At 67.0% G+C, this 21,609-nt stretch carries 20 protein-coding genes and 1 tRNA gene; 12 read left to right on the forward strand and 9 right to left on the reverse strand.

Annotation, left to right across the window (positions count from 1 at the left end):
- Positions 1 to 7: 7 nt before the first annotated feature.
- Positions 8 to 859, reverse strand: a complete 852-nt coding sequence (locus tag OJF58_RS11445; RefSeq protein ID WP_300784385.1) for a ferric reductase-like transmembrane domain-containing protein — start codon at positions 857 to 859, stop codon at positions 8 to 10.
- A gap of 47 nt (positions 860 to 906) precedes the next feature.
- Entirely contained in the window at positions 907 to 1,584 is a 678-nt protein-coding gene (locus tag OJF58_RS11450) for a DUF4286 family protein (protein WP_300784387.1), read from the reverse strand.
- Between the two features lie 59 nt (positions 1,585 to 1,643).
- Here OJF58_RS11450 and OJF58_RS11455 point away from each other — a divergent pair, with 59 nt between their 5' ends.
- The 6 genes from OJF58_RS11455 to OJF58_RS11480 all read left to right on the forward strand — a co-directional run bounded on the left by OJF58_RS11455 (position 1,644) and on the right by OJF58_RS11480 (position 8,817).
- A complete protein-coding gene (locus tag OJF58_RS11455) occupies positions 1,644 to 2,828 on the forward strand; it encodes a mandelate racemase/muconate lactonizing enzyme family protein (RefSeq protein ID WP_300784389.1) in 1,185 nt (394 codons plus the stop codon).
- A 12-nt stretch (positions 2,829 to 2,840) separates the two neighbouring features.
- The gene (locus tag OJF58_RS11460) at positions 2,841 to 3,479 is read left to right on the forward strand and encodes an NIPSNAP family protein (RefSeq protein ID WP_300784391.1); all 639 of its coding nucleotides are present in this window, start codon (positions 2,841 to 2,843) and stop codon (positions 3,477 to 3,479) included.
- Positions 3,480 to 3,529: 50 nt separating this feature from the next.
- Positions 3,530 to 5,878 (forward strand): xanthine dehydrogenase family protein molybdopterin-binding subunit, encoded by a 2,349-nt coding sequence (locus OJF58_RS11465; RefSeq protein WP_300784393.1) that lies wholly within the window; start codon positions 3,530 to 3,532, stop codon positions 5,876 to 5,878.
- A 78-nt stretch (positions 5,879 to 5,956) separates the two neighbouring features.
- Positions 5,957 to 6,976, forward strand: coding sequence for an aspartate-semialdehyde dehydrogenase (locus tag OJF58_RS11470; protein WP_300784395.1), 1,020 nt, complete (start codon positions 5,957 to 5,959; stop codon positions 6,974 to 6,976).
- A gap of 133 nt (positions 6,977 to 7,109) precedes the next feature.
- Positions 7,110 to 7,865: an SDR family oxidoreductase gene (locus tag OJF58_RS11475; RefSeq protein ID WP_300784396.1), complete on the forward strand. Its 756-nt coding sequence runs from the start codon at positions 7,110 to 7,112 to the stop codon at positions 7,863 to 7,865.
- A 10-nt stretch (positions 7,866 to 7,875) separates the two neighbouring features.
- Positions 7,876 to 8,817, forward strand: a complete 942-nt coding sequence (locus OJF58_RS11480; RefSeq protein ID WP_300784397.1) for an acetamidase/formamidase family protein — start codon at positions 7,876 to 7,878, stop codon at positions 8,815 to 8,817.
- On the opposite strand, the gene OJF58_RS11485 is transcribed toward OJF58_RS11480, so the two are convergent.
- Positions 8,814 to 10,037, reverse strand: a complete 1,224-nt coding sequence (locus OJF58_RS11485; protein ID WP_300784398.1) for an MFS transporter — start codon at positions 10,035 to 10,037, stop codon at positions 8,814 to 8,816. The genes OJF58_RS11480 and OJF58_RS11485 overlap by 4 nt on opposite strands.
- Positions 10,038 to 10,096: 59 nt before the next feature.
- Here OJF58_RS11485 and OJF58_RS11490 point away from each other — a divergent pair, with 59 nt between their 5' ends.
- The gene (locus OJF58_RS11490; RefSeq protein ID WP_300784400.1) at positions 10,097 to 11,074 is read left to right on the forward strand and encodes a tripartite tricarboxylate transporter substrate binding protein; all 978 of its coding nucleotides are present in this window, start codon (positions 10,097 to 10,099) and stop codon (positions 11,072 to 11,074) included.
- Here the strand turns inward: OJF58_RS11490 and OJF58_RS11495 are convergent.
- Entirely contained in the window at positions 11,071 to 12,261 is a 1,191-nt protein-coding gene (locus OJF58_RS11495; RefSeq protein ID WP_300784402.1) for a hypothetical protein, read from the reverse strand. The two genes, OJF58_RS11490 and OJF58_RS11495, sit on opposite strands and share 4 nt — an antisense overlap.
- A gap of 35 nt (positions 12,262 to 12,296) precedes the next feature.
- Between OJF58_RS11495 and OJF58_RS11500 the strand changes: the two genes are divergently transcribed.
- A complete protein-coding gene (locus OJF58_RS11500) occupies positions 12,297 to 13,511 on the forward strand; it encodes a glycoside hydrolase family 5 protein (protein ID WP_300784404.1) in 1,215 nt (404 codons plus the stop codon).
- On the opposite strand, the gene OJF58_RS11505 is transcribed toward OJF58_RS11500, so the two are convergent.
- The 3 genes from OJF58_RS11505 to OJF58_RS11515 are packed head-to-tail and all read right to left on the reverse strand — an operon-like array spanning position 13,508 to position 16,174.
- A complete protein-coding gene (locus OJF58_RS11505; RefSeq protein ID WP_300784406.1) occupies positions 13,508 to 14,221 on the reverse strand; it encodes an MBL fold metallo-hydrolase in 714 nt (237 codons plus the stop codon). The genes OJF58_RS11500 and OJF58_RS11505 overlap by 4 nt on opposite strands.
- 13 nt (positions 14,222 to 14,234) lie before the next feature.
- On the reverse strand, positions 14,235 to 15,122 hold the full coding sequence (locus OJF58_RS11510; protein ID WP_300784408.1) for an alpha/beta hydrolase: 888 nt from the start codon (positions 15,120 to 15,122) through the stop codon (positions 14,235 to 14,237).
- Positions 15,119 to 16,174 carry a serine hydrolase gene (locus OJF58_RS11515; RefSeq protein ID WP_300784410.1) on the reverse strand — a complete coding sequence of 352 codons (1,056 nt, stop codon included), beginning with the start codon at positions 16,172 to 16,174 and terminating at the stop codon, positions 15,119 to 15,121. The genes OJF58_RS11510 and OJF58_RS11515 overlap by 4 nt, the downstream gene beginning before the upstream one ends.
- Positions 16,175 to 16,224: 50 nt before the next feature.
- On the opposite strand from OJF58_RS11515, the gene pyrC reads away from it, so the two are divergent.
- The 4 genes from pyrC to OJF58_RS11535 are packed head-to-tail and all read left to right on the forward strand — an operon-like array spanning position 16,225 to position 20,067.
- Positions 16,225 to 17,298 carry a dihydroorotase gene (gene pyrC, locus OJF58_RS11520; protein ID WP_300784412.1) on the forward strand — a complete coding sequence of 358 codons (1,074 nt, stop codon included), beginning with the start codon at positions 16,225 to 16,227 and terminating at the stop codon, positions 17,296 to 17,298.
- Between the two features lie 18 nt (positions 17,299 to 17,316).
- The gene (locus tag OJF58_RS11525) at positions 17,317 to 18,111 is read left to right on the forward strand and encodes an NUDIX domain-containing protein (protein ID WP_300784414.1); all 795 of its coding nucleotides are present in this window, start codon (positions 17,317 to 17,319) and stop codon (positions 18,109 to 18,111) included.
- A gap of 4 nt (positions 18,112 to 18,115) precedes the next feature.
- Complete coding sequence (locus tag OJF58_RS11530) at positions 18,116 to 19,456, forward strand: ActS/PrrB/RegB family redox-sensitive histidine kinase (protein WP_300784415.1); 1,341 nt, start codon at positions 18,116 to 18,118, stop codon at positions 19,454 to 19,456.
- Between the two features lie 20 nt (positions 19,457 to 19,476).
- Positions 19,477 to 20,067 carry an ActR/PrrA/RegA family redox response regulator transcription factor gene (locus OJF58_RS11535; RefSeq protein ID WP_300784416.1) on the forward strand — a complete coding sequence of 197 codons (591 nt, stop codon included), beginning with the start codon at positions 19,477 to 19,479 and terminating at the stop codon, positions 20,065 to 20,067.
- 63 nt (positions 20,068 to 20,130) lie between these two features.
- Here the strand turns inward: OJF58_RS11535 and OJF58_RS11540 are convergent, their stop codons facing one another.
- Positions 20,131 to 21,468 (reverse strand): enoyl-CoA hydratase/isomerase family protein, encoded by a 1,338-nt coding sequence (locus OJF58_RS11540; RefSeq protein WP_300784418.1) that lies wholly within the window; start codon positions 21,466 to 21,468, stop codon positions 20,131 to 20,133.
- A gap of 26 nt (positions 21,469 to 21,494) precedes the next feature.
- Positions 21,495 to 21,569 (reverse strand) — tRNA-Gly (locus tag OJF58_RS11545).
- Positions 21,570 to 21,609: the final 40 nt, after the last annotated feature.

Below are 21,609 nucleotides of genomic sequence, written 5' to 3' on the forward strand. Positions count from 1 at the left end.
AACCTCCTTACGAGGTCGGTATAGTTGTCCGGATATATCGACGCGTCCAGTGGTGTTTCAAGGCGAGGGCGCCGCGGCGAACGCCGACGAGGACGATCGCGGCCAGCGATACGATCAGCACCTTGTGCACCGGACGCGGAAAGAGATCGGGGTCGATGTCGGCCGCGACGAGGCGCTGCGGGCCGATGCCGTTCACGATGCCGTACCAGGCGACTTCGAACACGAAGGCGGCCAGGGTCGCCCCGACGGCCAGGAGGAGAAGGCCCGCGAAGCCCGTGCGCAGCTTCGTGGGCATCGCACGCCACAGCATGAGCCAGGCGAACAGGCCGGCCGCCACGGTCGGTTCGCCGACATTGGCCTTCGACTGGATGAAGAAATGCAGGATGGCGAGCACCGCGGCGGGATAGATCAGCCAGTGCAGGCGCTTCCAGTTGCGCTTCAGCCGCCGCTGCCAGCCGTTGGTCGAGGTGATGGCGAGAGCCGCAAGCATGAGCAGCGCGGTGAAGCCGATGGTGAGGTAGAAGCGCCTCGCTATCTCCAGCGCCACCACGATCAGGTTCCATTTCTGGTCGGCGACATAGATCAAAAAATGCAGGCCGGCGTAGAGCGCCGCGGCCACGCCGATGCGGCGTCGGATCTGCACCAGCGGCATCCAGTTGAAGGTGGACCGCGCCGGCGTCAACGCCAGCGAGCAGAGCAGGAACACGACGGTACAGTCGCCCGTGACATGCGTCGCCTCGGTGACCGGACGCGCGCCGAGATCGTCCGTGTACCAGCGCCAGGCGAGATGAAGCGCCGGCAGGCACAGCAGCACCAGCGTCGCCTGACGCAGCCAGAAGATCAGCCCTTGAATGGACACATCGCCAACTTAGCGATTCGCCGGCTCACCTACAGGTCAAACTTGCGTTAGCGCTGATTGCCATAAAGAAGCCGATATGTGCCGATCGTGGGCGCTGCTTCGACGCCGAACGGCTTGAGAGTGGTTGCCTTGAACAGAAGACGGGCCGCCGTTCCGGTCGCCGCGGCTTCGGCGCCTTCGAGCAGCACCACCCATTCGACCTCGTCGGCTCGGGGATGGTCCATGCTCTTTTGCTGCGCCGGGGCGTTGGCGATCTCGAGGTCGTTCTCGCCGACCGCCGCGCCCAACATGCCGGGCCGCTTGATGGCCCGCGGCAGCGCCGTCTCGCGCAGCCATTCGATAAGGGCGCGCCGCCGCGCCGGATCGGGCACGAAGCGCACGACCGTGACCGCGCCACCGACGCCATGCGTCAGGTCGATCTGCATGCGCAGGGTCAGGCGATTGAAGTGGGTGAAGCGCGCCATCACCGACTGACTCCAGGGCGTCTGGTTGGCGAGCAGGGCGAGATAGCCCGGCGTCGCCAGATCGTTCACGCTGTCGCATTCGTAGGTGGCGAGGTACTTCGGCGAGCCGCGCACCGCGACGTAGCGCCGCGCCCGGTGAAAGCCCGGCAGGTTGACGCGCTCGTCGATATGTTCGCGGTTGTACCATTCGTTGAAATCGCGCTCGTCGCGCGGTTTCACCTCGGTGAGCACAACCAGCATCCCCTTGCCGAAGAGCGCCATGTCCATCCCCCGCCGTCGCCGTTCCAGTCTATGCTGGCGGACGTAGCGGAGGAAACAGCATGAAAATCGCCAAGATCGAGGATTTGCACTGCGATGCCGGCTGGCGGGACTTCTCCTTCCTGAAGGTGACGACCGACGACGGGCTGGTCGGCTGGTCGGAGTACAACGAAGGCTACGGCAGCGCGGGCCTCACGGCGGTGATCCGGCGCATGGCGGCGAGCCTGGTGGGCCAGGATCCGCGACCGATCGAGCGCATCATGACCACGCTCTACGCCGTCACGCGCCAGGCGCCCGGCGGCATCAACCAGCAGGCGATGGCGGCGATCGAGAACGCCCTGCTGGATGTCAAGGCGAAGGCGCTCGGCATTCCGGTCCATGCCCTGTTCGGCGGTCCGGTGCGCGACCGCCTGCCGCTCTACTGGTCGCATTGCGGCAGCTATCGCTTCCGCCACGCGCAGATGATGAAGGTCGAGCCGGTGCGCTCCCGCGACGACCTGGTGAAGCTCGGCAAGCACGTGAAGGAGCGCGGCTTCAGGGCGCTCAAGACCAACATCTTTCGCTTCGACCTCGATCCGCCCAACATGCACCAGCCGGGTTTCGGCCGCGGCGTTGGCGGGCCGGAACTCAATGCCGACGGCGCTACTCTGGCCGCGATCACCGAAGGTCTGGCGGCCTTTCGTCAGGGCGCGGGCCCGGACATGGGCATCCTTCTCGACACCAACTTCAACTTCAAGACCGAGGGCTATATCAAGGTCGCGCGCGCCTGCGAGCCCTTCGATCTCTTCTGGCTCGAGATCGATTCCTACGACCCCGAGGGGCTGCGGTTGGTCCGCGACCGCGCCGCGATGCCCATCGCCTCCTGCGAGTCGCTGTTCGGACGGCGCCAGTTCCGACCATACTTCGAGAATCGCTCGATCGACGTCTCGATCATCGACGTGCCGTGGAATGGGCTGATGGAGTCGCTCAAGATCGCGGCCATGGCCGATCCCTACGAGATCAACTGCGCCCCGCACAATTTCTACGGCCACATGTCGACGCTGATGAGCGCCAATCTCTGCGCCGCGATGCCGAACTTCCGCATCATGGAAATCGATATCGACGACGTGCCATGGAAGGACGATCTGGTGACGCATCCGCCGGTCATCCAGAATGGTGAATTGATCGTGCCCACCCGACCGGGCTGGGGCGCCGACGTCAACGAGGAAGCGGTGCGCGCGCATCCGCCCAAGAATCCGCATCCCTGAGAGGAAAACGCCATGGTCTACGAGCTTCGCTGCTACACGCTGTTTCCGGGCAAGATGCCGGAGTACCTGAAGGCCGCCGAGACGATCGGGCGACCGGCGCGCGGCCAGAAGTTCGGCATCAACTGCGGCTACTGGACGGCCGAGTTCGGCGCTCTGAACCAGATCTGGCATCTCTGGAAGTACGACAGCCTAAACGATCGCGAGCGCCTGCGCGGTGAGCTCGCGAGGCACAAACCGTGGATCGAGGGCTACGTGCCCGTCATCCGCCCCCTGATCCAGCGTCAGGATCTGCGCGTGATGAACGCCGTGATCGACATCCTGCCGGACGACGGCACCACCGGCAACGTCTATGAGCTGCGCATCTACCGCACGGTCATGGGCGGCGCGGCGCAGTATGGCGAGAACTTCAAGAAGGTCCGCGCGGCGCGCGACAAGTACTCCAGGATCTGGGGCGCTTGGACGGGCGAGTTCCCGCAGCCCAACGAATGGATTCATCTCTGGCGCTACAAGAATCTGCAGGAGCGGTTCGAGGCGCGGGCGGCGGCGATGAAGGATCCCGACTGGCAGGCCTATCTCGCCAAGGGGCCGGCACTGCTGGCCGAGATGCACTCGACCCTGCTGATCCCGACGAACTACTCACCGCTTAAATGAGTCCAGGGGATGCGCCACTCCAGTGGCGCGCTCCTATGAGGAGAGTCGCGATGGACGCTTTGAATGACGCCAGTCTTGCCTTGATGAAATTCGGCGTCGGCCAGCCGGTATCGCGCAAGGAGGACCCGGTGCTGCTGCGCGGAGAAGGGCGGTACACCGACGACATCAACCTGCCGGGGCAGGTCCATGCGGTCATGGTGCGCAGCCGCATCGCGCACGGCAGGCTCAGGGACGTCGGTGTCGAAGCAGCACGCGCGATGCCGGGCGTGATCGTCGTTCTGACGCATGCCGATCTCGACGCGGCGGGCTTCGGGCCGCTCAAGTGCGCGCTGAACATCCCGGATCGCGAGGGCAAGCCGATGAAGACGCCGCCGCGACCCTCTCTTGCCAAGGACAAGGTCCGCTTCGTCGGCGAGCCGGTGGCCTGCGTCGTCGCCCAGACCGCGCTCCAGGCCAGGAATGCCGCGGAGCTCGTCGAGCTCGATATCGAGGAATTGCCGGCTGTCACGAACCCGGCCGATGCACTGAAGCCCGGTGCGCCGCAGCTTCACGACGACGCGCCGGGAAATCTCGCGCTCGACTTCCACTATGGCGACGCGGAGGCGGTAAGGAAGGCCTTTGCCGAAGCCGCCCATGTCACGAGGCTGGAGATCGTCTCCAACCGCATCATCGTCAATCCCATGGAGCCGCGCTCGGCGATCGGCGCCTACGACCCGACGTCCGGACGCTGGACGCTCCATGTCGGCTGCCAGGGCGTGATGGGTCTGCGGGGCGGCCTTGCGCGCGACGTGCTGAACGTGCCGCCGGAAAAGGTCCGCGTGCTCACCGGCAATGTCGGCGGCTCGTTCGGCATGAAGTCGCAGGTCTATCCCGAGTACGGGCCGCTGCTGCTGGCGTCGAAGCTCGTCGGTCGCCCCGTGAAGTGGACCGACGAACGATCTGAAAGCTTCCTCAGCGATCATCACGGTCGCGACCACCAGCGCATCGCCGAGCTCGCGCTCGACAGGGACGGCAACTTCCTCGCCGTCCGCCTCACCGGCTACGGCAATGCCGGCGCCTACATCTACCCGCCGATGCCGGCCACGACCAACGCCGTGAAGAACCTGATCGATGTCTACAGGACGCCGGCCATGGAGGTGAATTCCAAGGTGGTGTTCACCAACACGACGCCGGTCGGCGCCTATCGCGGCGCGGGACGCCCCGAAGGCAATTACTACATGGAGCGGCTGATCGATCGGGCGGCGCGCGAGATGGGCATCGATCGTGTCGAGCTCAGGCGGCGCAACCACATCCAGCCGCAGCAGATGCCCTACAAGGCGCCATCGGGCATGAACTACGATTCGGGTGACTTCACCGCGCTCCTCGACAAGGCGCTGGCGGCCGCCGATTGGCAGGGCTTCGAGGCGCGCAAGCAGGGGAGCGCGAGGCGCAACAAGCTGCGGGGCCGCGGCATCGGCTCCTATCTCGAGGTGACGGGGCCACCCAGCAAGGAGTATGGCGGCATCCGCTTCGAGCCGGACGGCACCGTGACCATGCTGAGTGGCACGCTCGACTACGGCCAGGGCCACGCCACGCCCTTCGCCCAGGTGCTGAGCGAGAGGACCGGCATTCCCTTCGACCGCTTGCGGCTGCTGCAGGGCGATTCGGATCAGCTCAAGGTCGGCGGCGGCACGGGCGGATCCAAGTCGGCGCTGGTGGGAAGCCAGGCGTTCATCGAGGCCGCCGACAAGCTGATCGAGCAGGGCAAGCAAATCGCCGCTCATGTACTCGAGGCGTCGGCCGTAGACATCGAGTTCGCGCAGGGCCGCTTCACCATCGCCGGCACCGATCGCGGGATTGGCGTCATGGAGCTGGCCGGGAAGCTGCGCTCCGGCCTCGAGCTGCCGCCCGACATCCCGCAATCGCTCGACGTCAGCCACATCTCGGACAACCCGCCGTTCTCGTTCCCCAATGGCTGCCATATCGCCGAGGTCGAAATCGATCGAGAGACCGGCGAAGTCGACGTCGTCCGCTATTTCATGGTCAATGACTTCGGCACGGTCATCAATCCGATGCTGGTCGAGGGGCAGGCGCACGGCGGCGTGGTGCAGGGTATCGGCCAGGCGATCTTCGAGCGCACCGTCTACGACGCGCAGGGCCAGCCGCTTACCGGTTCCTATATGGATTATGCCCTGCCGCGCGCCTCGGACGCGCCGTCCTTCACCGTCCAGAGCCATCCCGTGCCCTGCAGGACCAATCGCCTGGGCGTGAAAGGCTGCGGCGAGGCGGGCTGCGCCGGCGCACTGCCGTCGGTGATGAACGCGGTAATCGACGCCCTCGCGGAAATCGGCGTGACGCAGATCGACATGCCGCTCACTCCGGAAAAAGTGTGGCGCGCAATCAACGGAAATAGGGTCTGAGCCGGCCCTTTTCGTGCTTCCCTTGACAGGCGGGCCCGCCTGGGACACACGGCGGGCGTCAACACCGGGAAAAGGGACATGCCAGCCAGGAATATTGCCGTCGTGGGTGCTACCGGAGCCGTCGGGGTCGAGATCCTGCGCGTGCTCGAACGCCGGAACTTCCCGGTCGGTAAGCTGAAGCTTCTCGCTTCGGAGCGCTCGGTCGGCAAGACCCTGGACTTCAAGGGCAAGCCTGTGAAAGTCGAGCTCCTCGAGCGCGACGCCTTCAAGGGCACCGACATCGCCTTTTTCTCGGCCGGCGCCACGCGCAGCCGCGAGTTCGTGCCGGCGGCCAAGGCGGCGGGCGCGGTGGTGGTCGACAACTCGTCGGCCTTCCGCATGGATCCGAACACGCCGCTGGTCGTCCCGGAGGTGAATGCGCGCGACCTCACGCGCCACAACGGCGTGATCGCCAACCCCAACTGCACGGCCGCGATCCTCGCCACCGCGGTCTGGCCGATCCATCAGGCGGTCGGCATCCGCAAGATCGTGGTGGCCACCTACCAGTCCGCCTCGGGCGCCGGGGCGGCGGCGATGCGCGAGCTCGAGGAGCAGGTGCACCAGTACGCCGAGGGCAAGGAGATCACCCACACGGTCTTTCCGCACCAGATCGCCTTCAATCTCTTCTCGCACAACACCAAAGTGGCCGAGAACGGCTACAACGAGGAGGAGAACAAGGTGATCGAGGAGATGCGCAAGATGTTCCATGCGCCCGATCTCCCGATCCTGCCGACCTGCATCCGCGTGCCGGTGCTGCGTGCGCATTCGGAGGCGGTGGCACTCGAGCTCGAGGCGCCGATGTCGCCGGAGGAGGCGCGCGAGATCCTGCGTCGCGCGCCGGGCATCAAGATCGTCGACGATCCGGCGGCCAACCACTTCCCGATGCCGCTGGAGGCCAGCGGCGATCTCGACGTGCATGTCGGCCGGATCCGCCGCGACCTCACCAACCCGAATGGCCTCGCGCTGTTCGTGGCGGGCGACCAGCTCCTTAAAGGCGCGGCCTGGAACGCCGTCCAGATCGCCGAGGAGCTGGCGAAGCTCACGGTCGAGGTCGCGTAGGGTTCCTCCGGCTCCCGGAATGATTTCAGCGGCGGCAGCGATGCCGCCGTTGTTACTTGGGCTCGATGCGCGATGCTGGCCGCAGCGGTGCGACCGTGGCACGCTGGCGCCCTCGATTGACAGGGGAACGGCCATGGACCTTGGATTGAAGGGCAGGAAGGCTGTCGTCACCGGCGGCAGCAAGGGCATCGGTCGCGCGATCGCCGACGGCTTCGCGGCCGAAGGAGCGGATGTCGCCTTGTGCGCGCGCAACGCACAGGAAGTAGCGGCCGCGGTGGGCGCTCTCAAGGCAAAGGGCGTCAAGGCCTTCGGCCGCGCGCTCGACGTCGCCGACGGGCCGGCGCTCAAGGCCTGGATCGCCGATGCCGCCGGCGAGCTCGGCGGCATCGATGCACTGGTCTGCAATGTGAGCGCGCTTGCGGTCGGTGATTCGCCGGAGAGCTGGGAGAAATCCTTCAAGACCGACATGATGCACACGGTGAACGCGGTTGCCGCGGCCGTGCCGTTCCTCGAGAAGTCGAAAAGCGCCTCGATCGTGCTGATCTCCAGCGTCTCCGGTTTCGAGGTCGATTTCGCCGCCGGTTCCTACGGCGCCATCAAGGCGGCGCTGATCCACTACGCCAAGGGACTTAGCCGGCAGCTCGTCGGCAAGGGCATTCGCGTCAACTGCGTGTCGCCGGGCAACACCTATTTCGAAGGCGGCATCTGGCAGAACATCGAGAAGAACATGCCCGATCTCTTCGCCTCGACGCTGAAGGTCAATCCGACCGGCAAGTTCGGCACGGCCCAGGAGGTCGCGAACGGCGTCGTCTTCATCTCGAGCCCGATGGCGAGCCGCATCTCCGGCACCAACCTCGTGATCGACGGCGCGCTCACGGTCGCGGTGTAGGGGGAGCGTCATGCACGATCACGCCAACCATACGATCCACCGCGACCACATCCATCACGGCTGGAACAACGCCTTCCCGCCGTGCCTCACCATCGCGCCCGGCGAGACCGTCCAGTTCGAGACCAAGGATGCGTCGTCGGGCCAGCTCTCGAAGACTTCGGCGGCGGCGGATCTCGCCAGGCTCGATCTCGCCTTCGTAAATCCGGTCACCGGGCCGATCTACGTCGACGGCGCGAGGCCCGGCGACGCCCTGAAGGTCACGATCCTGTCGTTCAAGCCGTCCGGCTGGGGCTGGACCGGCAACATCCCCGGCTTCGGCCTGCTCGCCGACCAGTTCCCGGAAGCGAGACTGCATCACTGGAACTACGATCCGGGCCTCGCACCCGCGATGTACGGGCCCGGCGGGCGCGTTCCGCTGAGGCCGATGACGGGCACGATCGGTGTCGCGCCGGCGGCGCCGGGGCTGCACAGCATCATCCCGCCGCGCAATGTCGGCGGCAACATGGACGTGCGCGACCTGTTCGAGGGCGCCGAGCTCTATCTGCCGATCGAGGTGGAGGGTGGCCTGTTCTCGGTCGGCGACACCCACGCGGCGCAGGGCGACGGCGAGGTCTGCGGCACGGCGATCGAAAGCCCGATCGACGTGGCGTTGAAAATCGACCTCGTGAAGGGTGCCAGCCTGCGCTCGCCGCGCTACGTGACGCGCGGTCCGGTGACCGACCATTTCGACAAGAAGGGCTACGAGGTGACGACCGGCATCGGTCCCGACCTGATGGCCGGCGCGCGCATGGCGGTGTCGGAGATGGTCGATCTCTTGAGCAAGCGCTACGGCTATGCGCCGGTCGACGCCTATATGCTCTGCAGCGTCTGCGCCGATCTGCGCATCAGCTCGATCGTCGATGTGCCGAACTGGGTCGTGTCGTTCTACTTCCCCCGCATCGTCCTCGACTAGCGGCGGCGCAGCGCGGCCGAAAGCGCGATCGTCGCGGCGAGGCCGAGGCTTGCCATCACGACGATGGCGTCGCGCGGACCGAGCATGCCGGCAAGCAGGCCAATCGCCAGCACGCCGAGCGGACCGGTGCCGATGCAGACGGTGACGATACCCATCAGGCGCGAGCGCATCTCGGCCGGTGCCTCGGTGAGCATCAAGGTCGACTGCATGTTGCCGAAGCCCGCCGTGCCGAAGCCGCCCGCGATCATCACGGCGACTGCCAGCCAGTAGGAGGGCGACAGCGCCATCACGATCAGGGTGCACATGAAGAAGGCGGCGCCGCCGGCGAAGGCGAGCCGGCGGTCCATGCGCAGGAAGCCCGCGGCGATCAATGCTCCGCCGACCAGGGCGCCCAGCGGCTCCCCGGCCGCGAGCAGGCCGACCAGCGTCGGCGAGACACCGAACTCGCCGAGGCCGAGCGGCGCCACCAGGGCCGAATAGGCGAAGGCAAAGGCGTTGGTGACGATCGTGATGCCGAACACCAGCAGAATCACCGACCTCGTCCGCGCGAACGCGAAGCCTTCGGCAATGTCGACGAAGATGTGGCCGAGGGCGAGGCGGCGCGTGACCTGGCTGTGGGCCAGCCCCGCCATGGCGAGCGCTCCGAGCAACTGCACGAGCGCCGTCATGGTGTAGGTGCCGCTCATATGCAGCCACTGGAATGCCGCCCCGCCCAGCAGCGGGCCGATCATGCGGGTCGCCGCCGAGGTCGTGGAGTCCAGCGCAATCGCCGGCACGATGCGCTGCGAGCCCGCGACCTCGCCCACCATGCGCCGCCGTGTCGACATCTCGGTGGCCCACATGCTGCCCGACACGAGATTGCCCAGCGCCACATGCCACAAGGCGAGATGACCCGTCATGGCGAGCGTCGCCAATACCGCCGACACACAGGCGGGTACGGTGAGCGACAGCATCACGATCAGCTTGCGATTGACGGCCTCGGAGACGGCGCCCGCGAAGGCGCCGAGGAAAAGCTGCGGCAGTTGGCGGGCGGCGACGACACCGGTGACGGCCAACGCCGATCCGGTGACCTCGTAAGCGAAAAGACCCGAAGCGAGGAGTTCCAGCCAGCGCATGGCGTTGGCAAAGGCGCCGACCAGCCACAGCCGCAGGAAATCCGGCGATGCCAGCAACTCGCGCGTCGCCGGCCGCGGCAGCGCCATTTCCTCCGTCGAATCCATTCGGCTTCACGCTAACGGCACCGCTATGGTCGGGCCAAGAAGAAAGCGTGGAGGGTTTCATGAAACGCCGTCATCTGTTGCTGGGCAGCGCTGCAGCGATCGCACCGTCTTTCGCAGCGCGCGCCGACACGGCATGGCCGGCCAAGCCGATCCGCTTCATCGTGCCGTTCGCGGCGGGGGGGGGGGGGGGAACCGATACGGTGAGCCGGCTGATCTGCGACCGGCTCGGCCATACGTTCGACCAGTCGTTCGTGATCGACAACAAGGGCGGCGCCGGCGGCAATATCGGCACCGCCGAGCTCGCCCGCTCGGCGCCGGACGGCTACACGATCGGCCTTATTTCCGTGTCGAGCCACACGCTGAACCCCATGCTCTACCGCAAGCTGTCTTACGATCCGGACAAGGATCTGGTGGCGATCTCGCGCGTGGCGCTGCTCGCCAATTTCCTCGGCGTGACGCGCTCGCTGCCGGTCAGTGACATGGCCGAACTCATTGCGCTCTGCAAAAAAGAACCCGGCAAGTACGCCTTCGCGTCGTCCGGTCCCGGGACGTCGCTGCACCTGAGCGGCGAGCTGTTCAAGACGATGGCGGGCATCGATATCCAGCATGTGCCGTACAAGGGTGCCGGCGTCGCCTACGGCGACCTGATCGCCGGCACCGTCCACATGATGTTCGCCAACATGCCGTCGATGCTGCCGCAGGTTCGTGACGGCAAGCTGAAAGGGCTCGCTGTCACCTCCGCCGAACGCTCCAAGGCGGCGCCGGACGTTCCGACGATTGCCGAGACGTTGCCGGGATACATCGCGACCTCGTGGTACGGCATTGCCGCGCCCGCCGGCACGCCGGAGCCGATCCTGGCGAAGCTCGAAGCGGCGCTCGCGGCGGCGCTCGCGACGCCGGAGGTCCAGAAGCGCTGGCAGGACGATCTCGGCCTCGACATGCCGCCGGCGGGCCGCGCCGGCTTCGCCGAGTTCCTGGCGGCGGACCGCGCGCACTGGGCGCCGGCCGTGAAGGCCTCGGGCGTGAGGCTCGACTAGAGAACGAGGCGCAACAGGGCGACCACGACCAGGGCGGCGCCGGCGACGACGACGCTGCCGAGCGAGATGGTTCGGAGTGCGCGCGCGGGCGAGAGCCCCGCGATGTGGGCGGCGATCCAGAAGAAGGGATCGTTGACATGGCAGATGGCGATCGATCCGGCGCCCGCCGCGGCGGCAGCGAGCGCACGCCCGGCGTCGTTGTCGAGGCCGAGCGCCGGCAGAAGCGGTTCGACCATGCCCGATGCCGTCAGCACGGCGGAGAGCGAGTTGCCCTGCATGGTCTTGACGATGGCGGCGGCGAGAAAAGGGACCAGCAGGCCGAGCCTGGGGTCGAGCACGTACTCCGCCAGCAGCTCGGCCATGCCCGTCTCGTCGAGCACGCGGACGAAGCCGCCGGCCGCGCCGACCGTGAGAAGCAAAGGTGCCCAGCGCATGTCGGCGAGCGCCTCCGGTTGCCAGCGCCGCGACAAAAGCAGAGCCAGCGCCACGGCAAGAACCAGCAAAATCAGAGGATGGCTGATGCCGGTGTAGAACTCGCGCGCGCCACCCTTGCCCAAGGGCTCCGTCGGCATCTGGGCAATCGCCTGGACGATCAACAAGGCCAGGGGAATGGCCACGGCCAGCCAGCTTACCGAGAGGCGGCCGCGTTCGGTGTCGCGCGCTGTGCACGAGAGGGCGAAGAGCCAGCCGGCCGTGGCTGCGACGATCGCGGTCGGCAGCGTGATCCACGGCTCGAACGAAGCTGCGGTCCCGAACACCGAGGTCGCCGCCACGGCGAGCGGGGCGGGAACGACCAGCGCCTGCACCGCGAGCAGGGTCAAGGCGAGTCCCAGCGTTCGGCGCGGTGCGCCGCTGCCGGCGGGCTGAAGCAGCGCCAAGCCGCCTGCGGCCGACCCGCCAAGGCCGGCCAATGCACCTGCCGCGGCCGCCGCCGGCCCGGGCAGGGGTTGCTTGATCAGCAGGAGGCACAGGAGACTCCCCGCGACGATCAGCAGGCCGGCCTGCTCCAGCGCCGAGGCGAAGCCGAGACCGAAGGCCTTGCCGATCGACTGGACGGTCATGTCGGCCGCGATGCCGTACCCGACCACCACGGCGATCAGGGCGAGAAACGTGGGAACTCGGAAGCGTTGCACGCAAAGCAGGAGAAGGCCGATCGCGACCGGCAGGAGCAGGGCGGCAAGAATCATGCGGCCCGACCTTATTCGCCTGCTAGAGTGACGTCATGCGCTTCGTGTCGGCAATCGTCGTGGTTCTGCTCGGCTTGTACGCGCCGGCTTTCGCGCAAGGGGGGCTCGTCCGAATCGAAGGCAAGCACTTCATCGCCCCCGACGGCCACGAGCTGCATCTCAAGGGCATCAATCTCGGCAACTGGCTGATGCCCGAAGGCTATATGTTCAAGTTCGAGGTCGCCAAGGCGCCGCACCAGATCTACCAGGCCTTCGACCGCCTGCTGGGACCGGCCGAGGCAGCCCTCTTCTGGGCGGAATTCCGCGATCGCTACGTGGCCCAGGACGATATTCGCTTCATCAAGTCGGTCGGCTTCAATGTCGTGCGCATCCCGCTCCACTACGGGCTGTTCATGGCCGACGATGGCGCGATGACGGGGCCGGGCTGGGCGCTGCTCGACCGGGTGATCGGCTGGGCACGCGAGGCCGGGCTCTACGTCATCCTCGACCTGCACGCCGCCCCTGGCGGCCAGACCGGCATCAACCATGACGACGGGCCGGGCTACCCGCTGATGTTTTACGTGCCGCGCGATCGCGACCTCACGGTGAAGCTGTGGCGGGCGATCGCGCAGGTTTATGCCGGCAATCCGACAATCCTGGGCTACGATCTCCTGAACGAGCCGATCGCGCCCTATCACGACACCGCAACCCTCAATCCACGTCTCGAGCCGTTCTACAAGCGGCTGACCGCGGCGATCCGCGCCGTCGATCCGGGCCGGGTCGTCTTTCTCGCCGGCGGCCAGTGGAGCTCGAGCTTCGACATGCTCGGTCCGCCGTTCGCGCCCAATCTGGCCTATACCTACCACTCGTTCTGGGCGAGCACGAAGCGCGACTCGATCCAGCGGCATCTCAACTTCTCAAACCGCTACAACGTGCCGCTGTTCCTGGGCGAGACGGGCGAGCTTACTGACCAGTGGAACGCGGCCTTCCGCACGCTGCACGAGGCGCACGATATCGGCTGGGCGTTCTGGACCTACAAGAACCTGGACTCGCCCTCGACGGTGGTCTCGATTTCGCGGCCCGAAGGATGGAACGAGATCGTTGCCTTCGTCGACGGCAAACGTCGCGACAAGCCGCCACCCGCCCTCGTCGATCGTGCCGTCGCGCAATACCTCGCGGGCATTCCTCTTGCCAACGCGACGATCCGATGGAGCTACCTCGCCTCGCTGGGCCTCAGGCCTGGACCTGATGCGCCTTCGGCGACCCGTTAGCTCATCTTGCCGGCATAGTAGTCGGCCAAGGCATCGAGAGCGGCGGCACCATCGCCCGTGAAGGCGGGGCCGTGCATCAGGGCGATGGTCTTCGGTGCAAGCGCCGCCAGCCGGCGGAGCGTCGGCGCGGCCTGTGGTGTCGCCGGCATGAAGGGCACGGCCTTCTCGGTTGCGATGGCAGGGGCGACGATGTCGGAGGCCGTGGTCGCGGGACAGGCGCCGCCCTGGGTGAAGAGGTCGCTGCTGAAGAGCGTGCCCGTCGTCTCCTCGTAGATGAGGCCGGCATCCCAGTTGTGAGGCACGTGCGGCGTGTCGAGCCAGCGCACCTTCTTGCCGCCGAGATCGACCGTCTCGTCGTTCTTCAGCACGCGCGGCTTGCGGTCTGCCATGTCGGTGAGCCAGATGTTGCAGCCGACCTGGCCGTGCGCCGGTGTGGCGTTGGGCGCCGCGGCCAGCCACTGGTTGAGCGCGCCGCTTTCGTCGGCCTCGACATGGCTGCAGGTTGTCCAGCGCAGCTTGGCGAGCGGAATCACGCTCTTCACCGCCTCCGACACGAGCGGAAAGAGCGAGCGCTGACCGTAGTGGAACAGCATCGGCTCATCGGCATCGATCAGGAACTGGTTGAACGCCAATCCCGTCGGCCCGACCGCGGGCACGAACGTGGACAGCCGGTAGATCCTGTCGGCGATCTCGGTGACTTCTGTCTTCATCGCTGGCTCCCAGCTAGCGGGCGAGAATCTCGATCAACGTGGCATTGAACGCCTCGGGCGCCTCATAGGCAACCCAATGGCCGGCGCCCTCGACGACGTTCATCTCGAAATCCGGCTGCAGTGCCCGGAAGAGGTCGATGCGCTCCTGGATGTAGGGATAGGTGGTCGAATCGAATTCGCCCCAGATGCCGGCGAGCGGCGTGCGGACCTGCGGCAGCACGTTGCTGAGGGCGCCGGCGATTCCCATGTCGCGGCTGCGCGTCCTGGCGCGCGTGGTGTTCAGGATCTGCATGTAGATCGCCACGCCATCGACCTTGGCCGGATCGTGCAGCATCAGGATCCCGAGGTTGCGCCGTGCTTCGTCGGCGAGCGTCTCGGCCGGCATCTCGGGCAGGAGCTTGTGCAGCTTCGGACCGGGTCTGCGCGTCGCCCGGAGGCCGCCGGCGCCGACCAGGACGATGCGTTCGATGCGTTCGGGCATCAGGGTGGCGAGATGCCCCGAAACCATGCCGCCGAAGGAGAAGCCGACGAGCCGGAACGGCTGGTTCCCCGGCAGGATTGCATCGACCGCGGTCCGGACGCATTTGGTGACCGACCAGATGTCGCGCACATCGTCCGGCGGGTCGCTGTCGCCGAGGCCCGGCAGGTCGGGTGCATAGACGGTATAGTGCTGCGAGAGCGGCACGACATTGCGGATCCAATGGATCCACGAGCCCGAGCCGCCATGGAACAGCATCAGAGCCGGCTTGCCCCGGCCGGCTCCCCAGATGTGCCACATCATCTGGCCGCCATTTCCCATCGGCACGCGCACGGCCTGGGAAAGAGCGGCAACGGATTCGATATGCTCGCGCGCCGTGCGGCCGTCCGGCAGGCGCGGCACGGCGGAGTAGTCGAGACTCATTTCGCGATCGCAGCCAGGAGACGCTCGACGAAGCCCGCCGCCTGCTTGCGGTCGATCCAGCGCAGCACGGTCATGAGGTCGTGGTCGGGATCGATCCAGACGATATGGCTGCCCCAGCCCAGCGCGAAATAGCTTCTCTCCGACGCCGCGGCGAACTGGCGCCGATCGGTGTTGAGCCACCACAACAAGCCGTAGAACGGCGCTACGGCACACGGCTTCACGAGCTCGTCTGTCCAGCCCTCGGGCAGGATCTGCCGGCTGTTCCAGCGACCGCCCCGTGCCACCAGCAGGCCAACCAGCGCGAGATCGCGTGCCGAGATCACGATGCCGCCTCCCCAGTGGCCGCCGCCCGGCACGGAGACCATTGGCTTGCCGTCGATCGTGACGGTCGAGTTGCGATAGCCGTCCCATCGCCAGCCCGACGAGGCGCCGATCGGGTCCATGATGCGGCGCCTCAGGACGGCGGGCAGCGGTTCCTTGAAGACCTGCAGCAGCGAAAGGCTGAGGCGGTTCACGCGGACGTCGTTGTATTCGTAGAAGCTGCCGGGCTTGCGGAGAGCCCGCCGCGTGCCCTTGGGCGCCTCGGCGACAGCGAGTCCGACGACCCGGTTGTGGTCGATACGGTCTTCCTTGCCGAACAGCGTGCCCTGCCATTCGCTGGTTTGCGTGAGCAGATGCCGCCAGGTGATGTCCTTGTTCTGCTCGCTCTGGAAGCCGTCGTCGAGCGCATAGGCCGCGACCTTGTCGTCGAGGCTCCGGATCAGCCCGTCGCCCAGCGCGAGCCCGGCCAGCAGCGAGAGAAAGCTCTTGGCGACGCTGAAGGTCATGTCGGCCCGAGCCGTGTCGCCCCATTCGGCCAGCAGCCGGCCGCCCTGGTAGACGATGCCCGAGGCGCCGCCGCGCGGTGCGACCGGTCCCAGCACTTCGTTGTCCGGCGGCCGTTCGCCGGAATCGTAGGTCATCACGAACTGCCCGTCGGGCATATGCATGCTGCGCGGCCACCGGGCTTCTGCGGCCTGGGCGAAGGCGATGGCCTCTTTCAGATCTGTCATGCCCGCAATCAACATTGGAGCCGGTCGCGGAGCAAGCGTAGAAAGCGGCGATGTCCACGCCCGCCACGCTTTCGATCCGCCGCCCCGACGACTGGCACGTCCATCTGCGCGACGGTCCCATGCTCGCCGCCTGCGCGGTCCATACCGCACGGCAATTCGCGCGCGGCATCATCATGCCGAATCTCGTGCCGCCGGTGACCAGGGTCGACGAGGCGGCCGCTTATCGCGAGCGCATTCGCGAGGCGATACCGGCCGGCCTCGCGTTCGAACCGTTGATGACCTGCTACCTGACCGACGACGCCGATCCTGCGGAACTTGTCCGCGGCAAGCGCGAGGGCGTCTGGGTTGCGGCCAAGCTCTATCCTGCGCATGCGACGACGAACTCGGCGCACGGCGTCACCTCGATGGAAAGAATCTCCCGGGCGCTGGACGGCATGGAGAAGGCGGGCATGCCGCTCCTCGTTCATGGCGAGGTGACGGATCCCGACGTGGACATTTTCGACCGCGAGGCGGTGTTTCTCGACAAGGTGCTGGTGCCGCTGCTCGAGCGCCATCAGGGCCTCAAGGTCGTGCTGGAGCACATCACGACCCGCGAGAGCGTGCAGTTCGTCGAGGTTCATTCCGGCCGGCTGGGCGGCACCATCACGCCGCATCATCTGAGCTACAACCGCAATGCGATCTTCAAGGGCGGGATCCGTCCGCACTTCTATTGCCTGCCGATCGCCAAGCGCGAAGAGCATCGTCTCGCTTTGCGGCGCGCCGCCACCTCGGGCCATTCCGCCTTCTTTCTCGGCACCGATACGGCGCCCCACACGGCCGATACCAAAGAATGCGCCTGCGGCTGCGCCGGCGTGTTCAACGCCCCGGTCGCCATGCAGGTCTATGCCCAGGTCTTCGCGGAGGAGCGGGCCCTCGACAGGCTCGAGGCCTTCGCCTCCCTGAACGGCCCACGCTTCTACGGCCTGCCGGCCAACGAGGAGCGCATCACCTTGCAGGCGCGGCCGCTCGAGGCGCCCGAGCGCGTCGAGGTGCCGGGCAGCAACAAGAGCATCGTCGTGTTCCGGCCCGATACGCCGGTCGGCTGGTCGTTCCGAGCCAAAGATCCCTCGCTTCGCTCGGGATGACAAATTATCGTCGCGTCCATGACCAAGAGAGCAGTACCTGCCGGCGCTGTCGTGCGCGGAACGGACAAAGGATACGACCATGCGGTCCCGACCCCGACACCGGGCAGCGAGCGTCCGGTCGAGAAGATCGACCAGAAGTATCCCTATATGCGGCCGCGCGATGCGGCGACGCTGATCCTGGTGCGCATGAAAGGCAAGGTGCCCGAGGTGTTGATGGGTTGCCGCGACGCCAGGCATGCCTTCATGCCCAACCGCTACGTGTTTCCCGGCGGAAGGGTCGATCTCGCCGACGCCCATGTGCCCATTGCGACGCCGCTCGACCGCCATGTCGACGAGCGGCTGCGGAAGGCCGCATCGGCCCGGCGTGCCCGCGCCCTCGGCGTCGCCGCAGTGCGCGAGACGTTCGAGGAGACCGGCTTGATGCTCGCCAAGCCGCTCGAGGGCGGTGCGCCGAAGAAGGACTATGGCGAGCATTGGCGCGGTTTTCTCGACACGGGCATGGCGCCGGCGCTCGACTGCCTCGACCTGATCGCGCGTGCCGTGACGCCGCCCGGCCGGCCGCGCCGCTTCAATGCGCGTTTCTTCATGGCGCGGGCCGAGGATGCGACCGGCGAGATCCGTCATTCGAGCGAGATGGGCGACATACGCTGGGTGAGGCTCGACGAGGCGCGCGAGCTTCCGTTGCCGACCATCACCGGCCTGATCCTGGGCGAGATCGGGCGACTCGTTAAGGAACCGCCCGACCGCAGCAAACAGCGCCGCATTCCGCTCTTCATCACCGTGCATCGCAAGCATCTGATGGTCGAGGAGTAGCGGCATGGCGGCGCCCAACGGCACTTCGTCGTCGCCGGCCGAGAGAGCGCCGCTCGCCGCCGCCAGCCCGATCCTGCCGCCGCGCGGCGGCGTACGGCTGCGCGCTTTGGTGCTGATCCGCTGGGGAGCGGTTGCCGGGCAGCTCTTCACCGCCGCCGTCGTCCATTGGGGTCTGGGTTTCAGCCTGCCGCTCTTGCCGGTCGGCGGCGCGATCGCGCTCTCGGCCCTGCTCAATCTCGCGGTCAGCCTCGGGCGGCCGGCCTCGGTCCGCATCGACGATCGCGAGGCCACGATCTTCCTCGCGTTCGACATCGTGCAGCTTGCGGTCCTGCTCTATCTCACCGGCGGCCTCACCAATCCCTTCGCGCTTCTGTTGCTCGCGCCGGTGGCGATCGGCGCCACCATCCTGTCGCTCGCCAGCAACATCGCGCTCTCGCTGCTCACGATCGCCAGCATCGGCGTGCTCGCGCTCGTCCACCAGCCGCTGCCGTGGCTCGGCATCGCGCCCGAGCTGCCGGAGATCTACCAGGCCGGATTCTGGGCGGGCCTCAGCCTCACCACGCTCCTGATCACGCTTTACGGCTGGCGGCTCGCCGAGGAGGCCCGCCAGATGAGCGATGCCCTGGCGGCAGCCCAGGCGGCGCTGGCACAGGAGCAGCGTTTGTCCGCACTGGGCGCGCTTGCCGCCGCCGCCGCGCACGAGCTCGGCACGCCGCTCTCGACCATCACCGTGGCCGCCAAGGAGATGCTGCGCGAGGTCGAGCCCGACGATCCGCTGCGCGAGGACGTGGAGCTGCTGGCGGCCGAGTCCGACCGCTGCCGGTCGATCCTCGCCCGGCTGTCCGTCGATCCGGCCGGAGATGTCTCCGAAGCCTATACCGTGGTGCCGCTGCCGGCGCTGATCGAGGCGGCGGCGCAGCACTGTCGGCGCGAGGGCATCACCATTTCCTTCGAAGCGGGGCCGATCGGCGAGGGCACGCCCAGGACCGCGCCTATCCAGGTGCGCAGTCCGGAAATCATGCAGGGCGTCGGCAATATTGTGCACAACGCGGTGTCCTTCGCGCGGCGCGAGGTGCAGATTTCCACACGCTGGACGGCCGAATGGTCGGAAGTGGAAGTATCGGACGACGGCCCGGGTTTCTCGGAAGCACTGCTCGATGAGCTGGGCACGCCCTTCATCTCGACTCGCCAGGGCGTGGAAGGCCACATGGGTCTAGGGGTCTTCATTGCGAAAACCTTGCTGGAACGCACCGGCGCTTCGGTCAGCTTCGGCAATCGCGGCGGTGGTCAGGATGGGGCCGCCGTCGTCGTGCGCTGGCCAAATCCGGTCTTCAAGGCTACATAGCCGCCAGATCGGAGGACCAGATGAGCCAGGACACAGGCGCCAATCGCTCCGTCTCGCCCGTTGCTGCTGGCGCGACGAACAGCAAGGACCGCACGCTGCTGATCGCCGATGACGATGCGGCTTTCCGCAATCGCATCGCGCGCGCGCTCGAACAGCGCGGCTTCGTGGTGACGGCGGTCGGCTCGGTGGCGGAGGCGCTGGCGCAGACCGCGCGGCCTCCGGCCTTCGCCGTGCTCGATCTGAGGCTGGGCGATGGCAATGGGCTGGAGCTGGTCGGACCCCTGCGTCAGGCGCGTCCCGACATCCGTATCGTCGTGCTGACCGGATACGGCAATATCGCGACCGCGGTCGCGGCGGTGAAGGAGGGAGCGGTCGACTATCTCGCCAAACCCGCCGACGCCGATGCGATCGAGCAGGCGCTCACCACGCACGGCCGCAAGCTGCCGCCGCCGCCCAGCAACCCGATGTCGGCGGACCGCGTGCGCTGGGAGCATATCCAGCGCGTGTTCGAGCAATGCGACCGCAATGTCTCCGAGACGGCGCGCCGGCTCAACATGCATCGCCGCACGCTGCAGCGCATTCTCGGCAAGCACGCGCCAAGGGAGCACTGATCTTCGGGGCCGCGCGCATCTTGCGCGCTCATGAGCGGGCCGGAGGCCCGCGGTCCCATTCTGTCAGGCCTTCCGGCTCTGGGCGTTCCAGAACTGCTCGAGGTTGGCGATCAGCGCCGGGCTGAAGTGGCACCAGGCCTGCTCGCGGGCATAGATCGCGGCATATTGCCGGAAGAGATCGAACGGCTCGGCCGCGAGCCGCATGGCGCGGCGGTTGCCGATCGCGCCCACGGTACCCGATGTTGCAAGCCGGTCGATCACGCGCACGATGGTGGCATCCACCATGTCCGGCGGCACGACCTCGTCGCAGATCAGGCGGCCGACATCGGAATCGCATTCGATGCGGCGCTCGTACATGATCGCCTGCCGTGTGACCCGGTCGCCCACGAAACGTGACATGCGCAGGTTGGCCATCGCCGGGATGATGCCTTCCTTGCGCGCCGGCAAGGTCATGTAGGCGTCGTTGGCGGCGATGTTGAAATCGGTGGCGAGCAGGATCTGGCAGCCGCCGCCGATGGCGAAGGTGTCGACGGCCGCGATCCAGAGCTTCTCGATCGAATCGCCCGACACTTCGTCGGGCGTCACCTCCGGCCGGGCGAGGCCGCGGAACATCTTGTTCACGAAGCCCATGTCGCGGATCAGGAACCACAGGAACGGGATCTTGCCGTAGTAAATGTGCGTGAGGTTGATGCCGGCGTTGAACACGCGTCTTCCGGCATATTTGCCTTCGGTCACCACATCGCCGCGCAGCACCGCCATCTGGCTTCGCGGGTCGAGGGTGCAGACGTCGACGCCGATCTCGGTCGCGATCTGGGTGGCGTTGTCCTCGGCATTGAGGAACCGCTTGTTGGCGAACAGGAGCACCGCCGCCTTGCCCTGGCGCTCGACCTTTGCCGTGCCGAGATCGAGCCGGCCGTCGCGCTGGAACTTCGCCAGCGCCTCGGCCGACTCGGGGCGCGGCAGCAGCATCGCATGGCAGAGGTGGCGGCCGCCCTCGGGATCGGCCAGGAACTGGTTGCAAAGAATGCCCTGGTCGATCTCGCAGCCGTCCTTCTCGCTTTGCCGCAGCTCGGCTTCGGCCGCCACCTCGGCGCGGGTCGGCGCCAGGCCCGGCACGAGATCGGCCGCATCGTAGACGAGCTCCTCCAGCCGCACGAACTTGCGCCGGCTGTCGGTCAGCTTGTCATAGAGCGTGCGGGCATGGGCGCGCAGGAAGACAAACCGCGCCTCGCGCGCCGCCTGCTTGATCGCTTCGGCCGTATCGAATTCGGCCGTGCTGCGCTTCGGCTTGGCCGGCAGGCGCGCGAGAAGGGAGGCCTGTTCGTGCCAGTATCGGGAAAAGGCGGCAACGTCGGCCGCGAGATCGCCGGTCGCCGCCGGCTTCGAAACGACCGAGTCCATGCGACGTGTCCTGCCCGGCGAAGATCTGGAGCGGGCGACGGGATTTGAACCCGCGACCTACGGCTTGGGAAGCCGACGCTCTACCCCTGAGCTACACCCGCGTTGACGATATTCTAGCCCGCGGTTGCGCCCGAGGTCCAT

Origin of the sequence: Enhydrobacter sp., from assembly GCF_030246845.1 — a bacterium.
GTDB lineage: Bacteria > Pseudomonadota > Alphaproteobacteria > Reyranellales > Reyranellaceae > Reyranella.

Coding starts and splice junctions, on each gene's coding strand:
- OJF58_RS11495 (WP_300784402.1), bottom strand. CDS start 12,261: ATGATTCTTGCCGCCCTGCTCCTGCCGGTCGCGATCGGCCTTCTCCTG.
- OJF58_RS11515 (WP_300784410.1), bottom strand. CDS start 16,174: ATGACAGATCTGAAAGAGGCCATCGCCTTCGCCCAGGCCGCAGAAGCC.
- OJF58_RS11535 (WP_300784416.1), top strand. CDS start 19,477: ATGAGCCAGGACACAGGCGCCAATCGCTCCGTCTCGCCCGTTGCTGCT.
- OJF58_RS11490 (WP_300784400.1), top strand. CDS start 10,097: ATGAAACGCCGTCATCTGTTGCTGGGCAGCGCTGCAGCGATCGCACCG.
- OJF58_RS11480 (WP_300784397.1), top strand. CDS start 7,876: ATGCACGATCACGCCAACCATACGATCCACCGCGACCACATCCATCAC.
- OJF58_RS11505 (WP_300784406.1), bottom strand. CDS start 14,221: ATGAAGACAGAAGTCACCGAGATCGCCGACAGGATCTACCGGCTGTCC.
- OJF58_RS11460 (WP_300784391.1), top strand. CDS start 2,841: ATGGTCTACGAGCTTCGCTGCTACACGCTGTTTCCGGGCAAGATGCCG.
- OJF58_RS11465 (WP_300784393.1), top strand. CDS start 3,530: ATGGACGCTTTGAATGACGCCAGTCTTGCCTTGATGAAATTCGGCGTC.
- OJF58_RS11450 (WP_300784387.1), bottom strand. CDS start 1,584: ATGGCGCTCTTCGGCAAGGGGATGCTGGTTGTGCTCACCGAGGTGAAA.
- OJF58_RS11500 (WP_300784404.1), top strand. CDS start 12,297: ATGCGCTTCGTGTCGGCAATCGTCGTGGTTCTGCTCGGCTTGTACGCG.
- pyrC (WP_300784412.1), top strand. CDS start 16,225: ATGTCCACGCCCGCCACGCTTTCGATCCGCCGCCCCGACGACTGGCAC.
- OJF58_RS11485 (WP_300784398.1), bottom strand. CDS start 10,037: ATGGATTCGACGGAGGAAATGGCGCTGCCGCGGCCGGCGACGCGCGAG.
- OJF58_RS11455 (WP_300784389.1), top strand. CDS start 1,644: ATGAAAATCGCCAAGATCGAGGATTTGCACTGCGATGCCGGCTGGCGG.
- OJF58_RS11530 (WP_300784415.1), top strand. CDS start 18,116: ATGGCGGCGCCCAACGGCACTTCGTCGTCGCCGGCCGAGAGAGCGCCG.
- OJF58_RS11540 (WP_300784418.1), bottom strand. CDS start 21,468: ATGGACTCGGTCGTTTCGAAGCCGGCGGCGACCGGCGATCTCGCGGCC.
- OJF58_RS11525 (WP_300784414.1), top strand. CDS start 17,317: ATGACCAAGAGAGCAGTACCTGCCGGCGCTGTCGTGCGCGGAACGGAC.
- OJF58_RS11475 (WP_300784396.1), top strand. CDS start 7,110: ATGGACCTTGGATTGAAGGGCAGGAAGGCTGTCGTCACCGGCGGCAGC.
- OJF58_RS11470 (WP_300784395.1), top strand. CDS start 5,957: ATGCCAGCCAGGAATATTGCCGTCGTGGGTGCTACCGGAGCCGTCGGG.
- OJF58_RS11510 (WP_300784408.1), bottom strand. CDS start 15,122: ATGAGTCTCGACTACTCCGCCGTGCCGCGCCTGCCGGACGGCCGCACG.